Raw genomic sequence first — 5,979 nt, 5'->3', positions numbered from 1 at the left:
TGCCGCCGCCTCGGCATCAAGGTGCTGCCCCCGGACGTCAACGAATCCGGCCAGCGCTTCGCCGCGGTCGGCGACGACATCCGCTTCGGCATGGGTGCGGTCCGCAACGTCGGCGCCAACGTCGTGGAGTCGATCATCAAGACCCGCCAGGAGAAGGGCAAGTACTCCTCCTTCACCGACTTCCTCGACAAGTCGGAGCTGGTGGCCTGCAACAAACGGGTCATCGAATCACTGATCAAAGCCGGCGCGTTCGACTCCCTCGGGGCCACGCGCCTGTCTCTGAGCCAGATCCACGAGGACGCGGTCGACGCGGTCGTGCCCCTGAAACGCCAGGAAGCCATGGGGCAGTTCGACCTGTTCGGCGCCGAGCCCGCGCCTTCGTCGTCGCCGCTGGCGCACCTCAAGTTCGGCGACGAGGAGTGGCCGCGCAAGCAGCTGCTCGCCTACGAGCGGGAGATGCTCGGCCTGTACGTGTCCGCGCACCCACTGGACGGCGCCGAACGGATCCTGCGCAAACACGCCCCACGCCCGATCGCCGCCATCCTGGACAACCCGCCCAAGGAAGGCGAACTGGTCATCTCCGGCCTGATCACCTCACTGGAGCGCAGGGTCAACAAGAAGGGCGAACCCTGGGCCATCTGCACAGTCGAGGACATGGACGCCTCACTGGAAGTGCTGTTCTTCCCCAAGTCCTACGCCCTGTTCCAGGCCGACCTCATCGAAGACAACGCCGTCCTGGTCAAAGGCCGCGTCAACTGGCGCGAAGACAAGATGTCCATATTCGGCGGCGGGGTGGTGGCGCTGGACCTGTCCGAGCCGGGCGAGGCGCCGCTCGTCCTGCGCGCCCGGCCGGAGAAGCTCACGCTGCCGGTCGTCCTGGAACTCAAGCAAACGCTACTCGCCCACCGCGGCGGCACCCCCGTGCACGTCAAGCTTCTGGGCCGCCGCGAGCAGACGTTCGCCCTGTACGACTACCCGGTCGAGGTGACGCCGATGCTCCTCGGCGAGCTGAAAACGATTCCAGGCATCACGCTCTGATGTCCGGCTGCTCCCGCCCCAGCGAGCGCGAGGGAAACCGTTCGCCCCTGCCCCAACCTCCTGGAATCGATTCCAGCCATAAGGTATTGACGTCAGGCCGGTTACCCAGGCGAGAGCGATGCCAGCCATCACACCCCCTGACACCCGGGCCGCTCCCCCAGCGAGCACGAGGGAAAACCGTGCCCACCTGCCCCGGCATCCTGGAATCGATTCCAGGGTCAGGCAGTGACGTCAGGCCGTTCCCCGGCGAGTGCGAGCACCGTGCGGGCCTGCTCCAGCATCGCCACGTCGAGGAAGGTGCCGTCGGTCAGGGCGATCGCCCCGACGCCGGCCGCGGTGGCGTCGTCCAGCCGGGACAGCACCTCGCGGGCCCGTGACACTTCCTGTTCGCTGGGCAGGAACGCGGCCCGGATGGTGTCCAGCTGCGCCGGGTGGATCGCGGTGCGCCCGCGGAACCCCAGCGCCCGCCCCGCGCGGCAGGACGCGGCGAGCCCGTCCAGGTCGCGGACGTTGGTGTAGGCCGACATCACCGGCGGCACCAGGCGGGCAGCGCGCGCGGCGACGACCACCCGGCTGCGCGCCCAGGTCAGCCCGGCCTCGTCGGTCACCCCGAGGTCGGAGCGCAGGTCCGCTTCACCGAGGCCGATAGAGGCGACCTGCGCCGACGCTGTCGCGATCTCCAGTGCCCGCTCGACGCCGAGCGCGGATTCGATGAGCGGGTGCAGCTCCCGGCCGGGCAACGCCTCGGCCAGCGCGTGGATCTCCTGAGCAGACTCGACCTTCGGGATCCGCGCGCCCACCTCCACCGGCAAACCGGCCAGGGCCGCCAAGTCCGCCGTGTGCCACGGCGTGCTCGCGTGGTTGATCCGCACCTGCACCCGGCGGGCGAGCGGCTCCGACAGCAGCCGCATCGCGTTCGCTCGCGCCTCGTCCTTGCGAGCCGGGGCGACGGCGTCCTCCAGATCCACGAGCACGACGTCGGCGGCCGAATCCAGCGCCTTCGCCACCCGGTCCGGCCGGTCGGCCGGCACATACAGCAAGGTCAACGCGGGCGCGCTCACACCACACCCTCCCCACGCATCCGCGCCACGACCAACGGCGCGAACAGCACCTTCCCCACCCGGTCCCGCCGGCCAGCCGGCACCAGAGTCAACGCGGGCGCACTCACGCCGCGCCCTCCTCACGCAACCCCGCCACCACCGAAGACGCGACACCCAGCACCTTCACGACCCGATCCGCGGGCGCATGCAACAGCGTCAACGCGGGCGCACTCACACCGCACCCTCCTCACGCAACCGCGCCACCTCGGACGGCGCGAAACCCAGCTCCCCCAGCACTTCGTCGGTGTCCGCGCCGTGCGCGCGGCCCGTGTGGGCGATGACCCCGTCGTGACCGGACAGCCGGAAGATGGGCCCCTGCATGAGCGTCGGCCCCAGCTCTGGGTCCTCGATCTCGTGGATCGTGCCCAGGGCGCGGAACTGCGGGTCCTCGACGATGTCCTCGGCGTCGTAGATCGGCGCCACCGCGGCCTGCGCGGCCTCGAACTCGGCGACCACCTCGTCGCGGGTGTGCCGGGCGATCCACCCGCCCACGGCCTCGTCGAGCTCGTCGGCGTGCTTCGCGCGCTCGGCGCCGCTGGCGAACCACGGCTCGTCGATCAGGTCCGGCCTCCCGACCAGCCGCATCACGCGCTCGGCGATCGACTGCGCCGACGTCGACACGGCGACCCACTGCCCGTCGCCGGTGCGGTAGGTGTTCCGCGGCGCGTTGTTCACCGACCGGTTGCCGGTGCGCGGCTGCACCGAGCGCAGCTGGTCCCACCGCGTGATCTGCGGCCCCAGCATCGCCAGGATCGGCTCCACGATCGCGGTGTCCACGACCTGACCGCGCCCGGTCCGCTCACGCGCCGACAGCGCCACCATGATCGCGTACGCGGTGGCCAGCGAGGCGATGCCATCGGCGAGCCCGAACGGCGGCAGCGTCGGCGGCCCGTCCGGTTCCCCGGTGGCGGCCGCGAACCCGCTCATCGCCTCCGCGAGCGTGCCGAACCCGGGCCGCCGCCGGTACGGGCCGATCTGCCCGAACCCGGTGACGCGGGCGAGCACGAGCCGCGGGTTGCGCGCGGACAGCTCGTCGTAGCCCAGGTCCCAGCGCTCCAGCGTGCCCGGCCGGAAGTTCTCGATGATCACGTCCGACCGCTCGGCCAGCTTCAGGAACACCTCGCGGCCGCCGGGTTTGCCCAGGTCGGCGGTGATGGTGCGCTTGTTGCGGCCGAGCGTCTTCCACCACAGGTTGACGCCGTCCTTGGCGACGCCGTGGTTGCGCGCCGGATCGGGACGGCCGGGGTGCTCGACCTTGATCACCTCGGCGCCCATGTCGCCCAGGTGCATCGCGGCCATCGGGCCGGCGAACAGCGTGGCGGCGTCGACGACGCGCAACCCGGCCAGCGCCCCGGCGGCGGGGTCCCGGGAGACGGTCACGCGGTCACCTCCGGCAAGTCCCAGGCGCAGCGGAACCCCACGGTCGCGCCGCGCGCCAGCCCGAGCCCGGGCAGGAGCAGCTTCACGCTGTAGTCCGGGTCGCGGCGGCCGCCTTCGACGTACCAGTCGGAGCCTTCGGCGCGGTAGTCGCAGCCGCCCTTGAGCATCACGAACCGGGTGCGCCCGTCGGAGTGCTCGCTCTCGGTCCAGTTCCACACGGCGGGCTCGCCGCGGCGCAGCAGGCCGGTCTCACCCGCGAGCTGCCATTCGTCCTCGGTGGGCAGCCGCCCGCCGCGCCACGCGCAGTACGCGCGGGCGTCGTCGAGGTCCACGTAGGTCACCGGCGCGTCGGCGTCGGTGTTCCACGCGAGGAACCGGTGCGGTTGCGCCGGCCGGTAGCCGGTCCGCTCCAGGAACTCGGTGAACTGCGCGTTGGTCACCTCGGTCACCGCGACGGCCACCGCGTTCGCGAGCACACCGTCGCGCTGGAGGGTGCGCGCGTCGTGCAGCCGGGGCGGCAGCGGCTTCCACTCGTCGACGTACGGCGCGCCCTGGTACATCCCGGTCTCGCGGGCGCGGTAGCGGACGGTCAGCACGTACGGTCCGGCGGGCACGACCACCGCGTCCGGGTCGGGCGTGCCGGTGCTGCGGGCCGGCTGCTTGCGCACGGCGAGGCGGTGCGGGAAGCGGGCGTCCGGATCGTGCGGCACGTCCGGCAGTTCCTTCACCCACGTGGGTTCCGTCTCGGCACGCAGGAAAGCGGCGATCCCTCGCGCGGGCACACCCGGACCCAGCAACGGGATTCCGGGCGCGACCGGGCCGGTGTAGTCCTCGTCGCTCCGGTTGACGACCGTCCACAGTGTCTGGTCGCCGAGGTCCCAGCGGGAGCCGTACACCCCGGCCTCCTCCGCGCCGGGCGCGAGTTCGGCCAGCGGCGTCCACTCGCCGTGCAGCAGCAGGTCCTCGGCCGCCCGCTGGACGGTCACCATGCGCCGCACCGTCGCCGCGTCCCGGCGCGACCAGCCGACCCACACGCCGAAGACGACCTCCCACACCATCACGCCGACGCCGTTGAGCCACGCCGACTGCAGTTCCTCGGTGTGGTCGCGGTGCCAGCGGCGGACGTGGTGCTGCATGTGCCGCCGCTCGTACCAGTGCGCGCGCAGCACGCCGGGCACGGGCGAGTCGGCGAAGAACTGCGCCCACGACGACGCGTGGTCCTCGATCCGCTCGACCGGCAGCTTCGACTCGCCCTCCAGCACGATCCCCGGCTTCGCCCGCTCCAGGGCCTTGACGAACTCGGGTTCCGCCTTCTTGAGGGTGTCCAGGAAGACGCCGTCCACGCCGAGGTCGGCGACCAGCGACGCGAGCTCCTCGAGGTCGTCCCCGGCGCGGCGGGTGCCGACGTCCCACGGGTTGTAGTCGACGAACACGTGCAGGCCCGCGTCGTGGAACTGCCGCACGAGATCCGTCAGCCCGGGCACGTCGCGGTAGAAGTCCCACTGGTTGCGGTCGTCCAGGCCGATCACCGGGTAGGCGTGCCACAGCACGACCGCGTCCAGGCCGGTGAACCGTTCCCGGGCGTCGGCGAGGAACCGCTCCGGCGTGAAGCGGCCCTGTTCGAAGTCGTAGAGCAGCTCGTCCCACAGCCACACCTGCGCGACCGTGCGGCACCGCGCCGCCCACGCCGCGCCGGGCCGCTCGTAGGCCGCGCCGGTGTAGCCGTGCCGCCCTTGGGCGTCCGCGCGCCACTCGCGCAGCCGCTCGCGCCACGCCGGGCGGTCGGCCGGATCCGGCGGGCCGGCGAAGATCTTCGCCTCGTCCAGCGCGACCAGCTGGTCCTCGGTGAGCGGGCCGAGCGGGACCTCGGTGGGCCGGTCGATCGGGCGCGGCACGAGCGGGTCGAACGTGTAGGTCATTTCGCGCTCTCCTCGACCTCCGCGACGGTGGGCACGGCGTCCTGCGCGCCGGGCCGGGTGACCGCGAGGGCGGCCGCGGCACCGGCGAGCCGGGCGGCGCCGGCCAGGTCCAGCCCGCGGGCGAGCCCGGCCGCGAGCACGCCGCAGAAGGTGTCCCCGGCGCCGGTCGTGTCGACCGCGTCCACCTTGACGCCCGGAACCCGCACGGGCTCGCGGTCCCGTTGCGCCACCAGGGATCCCTCGGCGCCGAGCGTGATCACCACGGCGGGCACCCGCTCCAGCAGCGCCGCGGCCAGCTCCTCCGGCGCGGCCTGGGTGTGCGCGAGGTCGGCGGCCTCGTACTCGTTGACTATCAGCAGGTCCAGCGCCGCCCAGACATCGCCGGGCAGGTCCTGCGACGGCGCCGCGTTGAGCACCATCCGGGCGCCCGGCCGTCGCGCGGCGGCGGCCGCGCGCACCATGTCGAGCGGGATCTCCAGCTGCGCCAGCACGACGTCGGCGTGCGCGATCCGCTCGACCTGGGCGGCGGTCAGTTCGAGGCG

5 protein-coding genes are annotated in these 5,979 nt (G+C 72.5%); 1 reads left to right on the top strand and 4 read right to left on the bottom strand.

Annotated elements, in window-relative coordinates:
* A partial coding sequence (locus ABZ215_RS42950; RefSeq protein WP_354956660.1) for an OB-fold nucleic acid binding domain-containing protein occupies positions 1-1,038 on the top strand: 1,038 nt, incomplete at its 5' end.
* 218 nt (positions 1,039-1,256) lie between these two features.
* On the opposite strand, the gene ABZ215_RS42945 is transcribed toward ABZ215_RS42950, so the two are convergent.
* The 4 genes from ABZ215_RS42945 to ABZ215_RS42930 all read right to left on the bottom strand — a co-directional run.
* Complete coding sequence (locus tag ABZ215_RS42945) at positions 1,257-2,099, bottom strand: CoA ester lyase (RefSeq protein WP_354956658.1); 843 nt, start codon at positions 2,097-2,099, stop codon at positions 1,257-1,259.
* Between the two features lie 210 nt (positions 2,100-2,309).
* Positions 2,310-3,518, bottom strand: a complete 1,209-nt coding sequence (locus ABZ215_RS42940) for a CoA transferase (RefSeq protein ID WP_020422208.1) — start codon at positions 3,516-3,518, stop codon at positions 2,310-2,312.
* The gene (locus ABZ215_RS42935) at positions 3,515-5,437 is read right to left on the bottom strand and encodes an SUMF1/EgtB/PvdO family nonheme iron enzyme (RefSeq protein ID WP_354956656.1); all 1,923 of its coding nucleotides are present in this window, start codon (positions 5,435-5,437) and stop codon (positions 3,515-3,517) included. Before ABZ215_RS42935 ends, ABZ215_RS42940 begins: the two co-directional genes overlap by 4 nt.
* The coding region (locus tag ABZ215_RS42930; RefSeq protein WP_354956653.1) for a PfkB family carbohydrate kinase at positions 5,434-5,979 on the bottom strand (546 nt) is incomplete at its 5' end. The genes ABZ215_RS42935 and ABZ215_RS42930, both read right to left, overlap by 4 nt.

The organism is Amycolatopsis sp. NPDC006131 (genome assembly GCF_040614175.1).
GTDB classification, from domain to species: Bacteria; Actinomycetota; Actinomycetes; order Mycobacteriales; family Pseudonocardiaceae; genus Amycolatopsis_E; species Amycolatopsis_E tucumanensis.
Note: the sequence above shows the minus strand (reverse complement) of the source record. Positions and strands in the feature narration are given on the sequence as shown.

Bases quoted from the DNA above. Each gene is read 5' to 3' on its own strand.
- ABZ215_RS42935 (WP_354956656.1), bottom strand. From the start codon at position 5,437: ATGACCTACACGTTCGACCCGCTCGTGCCGCGCCCGATCGACCGGCCC.